Origin of the sequence: Streptomyces muensis (assembly GCF_021474425.1) — a bacterium.
Classification (GTDB): Bacteria; Actinomycetota; Actinomycetes; order Streptomycetales; family Streptomycetaceae; genus Streptomyces; species Streptomyces muensis.
In genome coordinates this window covers 1-1564 of record NZ_JAKEIP010000560.1, presented here as the reverse complement: position 1 = coordinate 1564, position 1564 = coordinate 1, and the positions used below count along the sequence as shown (strand labels likewise).

1 protein-coding gene and 1 riboswitch are annotated in these 1564 nt (G+C 68.9%); the gene reads left to right on the top strand.

What is annotated here, in order from left to right; genetic code table 11:
* The first annotated feature begins 148 nt into the window (after nucleotides 1-148).
* A riboswitch (cyclic di-AMP (ydaO/yuaA leader) is annotated at nucleotides 149-307 on the top strand.
* Nucleotides 308-315: 8 nt separating this feature from the next.
* A complete protein-coding gene (locus L0P92_RS44320) occupies nucleotides 316-1464 on the top strand; it encodes a C40 family peptidase (protein WP_234768793.1) in 1149 nt (382 codons plus the stop codon).
* Nucleotides 1465-1564 lie beyond the last annotated feature (100 nt).

The following is a 1564-nucleotide window of genomic DNA, read 5'->3' as shown; positions in this document are numbered from 1 at the left end:
CCCCAAACAAACCCCCGCCCGCAATACACCACCCCAAGGTCACGAAAATGTATCGGGCATATCGAACATCAACCTTCACAGGCGCCACACGAGTTGGCTACCGTGCCGGACAGGCCGTACGACCCCCACCGGCGAACGTCGCCGGGCCGCGCGGCCTCCGCCGAGTCCGGTACGCCCCACGGGGCCCGGAGCCGGGGACCCACCGAACTTGGGGTGAATCGGCCGGACTTCCGAGCCGTAGGGCAACCCTTCCGAACCACCCGCCCGAACCCGACAGCTAACTCGGTAGGCGGAGCACGGAAGGAGTCGCCTCCCTTGGCGTCGCACCGCAAGTCGCGTCCCGCAGGCACGCGCGTAGCAGGCATACGGACCCCCGCCCTCGCCACGGCGGCCCTCACCTCCGTGGCCCTGCTGTCCCAGACGGCCAACGCGAACCCGTCCACGGACGACAAGCCGAGCCTCGAAGAGGTCGAGAAGAAGGTCGACGACCTCTACCGCCAGGCGGAGACGGCGACCGAGAAGTACAACGCGGCCAAGGAGAAGACCGCGAAGCAGCGCAAGCGCGTCGACACCCTCCTCGACGACGTCGCCAAGCGCACCCAGACACTGAACGACGCACGCGAGGAACTCGGCCGCAACGCCGCCGCCCAGTACCGCACCGGAGCGGCCGCCCCCGACACGGCGACCTTCCTCCTCGCGGACACCCCGCAGGACTACTTCGACCAGTCCCAGCTGATGGACCGTATGACGGGCCGTCAGAAGGAAGCGGTCGACGAGTACTTCACCCAGCAGTCCGCGACGATGAAGAAGCGCCAGGAGGCCACCGAAGGCCTCGAGACGCTCACCGAGTCGCAGAACGACCTGCAGACCGCCAAGACCACCGTCCAGACCAAGCTCGCCGACGCGCGCGAACTCCTCTCGAAGCTGACGGCCGAGGAAAAGGCCCGCCTGGCCGCGATCGAGAAGCGCAAGCAGGAAGAGGCCGCCCGCAAGGCCGCGGAACTGGCCCGCCAACAGGCAGAGGCCGAGCGCCAACGCCAGGAAGAGGCGGCCCAGCAACAGGACGAGCCCCCGGCCGACTCATCCTCCTCAGATTCCTCCTACGCCACCAAGGCCGAAAAGGCCCTGGCCTTCGCCCGCTCCCAAATAGGCAAGCCGTACGTCTGGGGCGCCACCGGCCCCGACTCCTACGACTGCTCCGGCCTCACCCAGGCCGCCTGGAAGGCCGCCGGCGTCGACATCCCCCGCGTCACCTACGACCAGGTCAACGCCGGCACCACGGTCCCCCTCACCAACGCCCAGGCCGGCGACCTGGTCTTCTTCTACGACGACGTCACCCACGTGGGCATCTACATCGGCAACGGCATGATGATCCACGCCCCCAAGCCCGGCGCGTACGTCCGCGAGGAGTCGATCTACTACGACGGCGAGTCCTCGATCCACAGCGTGGTACGCCCGGCCTGACACGGCGGCACCCCCACGGCGCAGCACCCGCGTACGGCGGCAAGGGGCCGTGTCGGGGGGTGTCCGCCCGCAGCGGCGGGCGTCAACGCCGAGCCCCTCT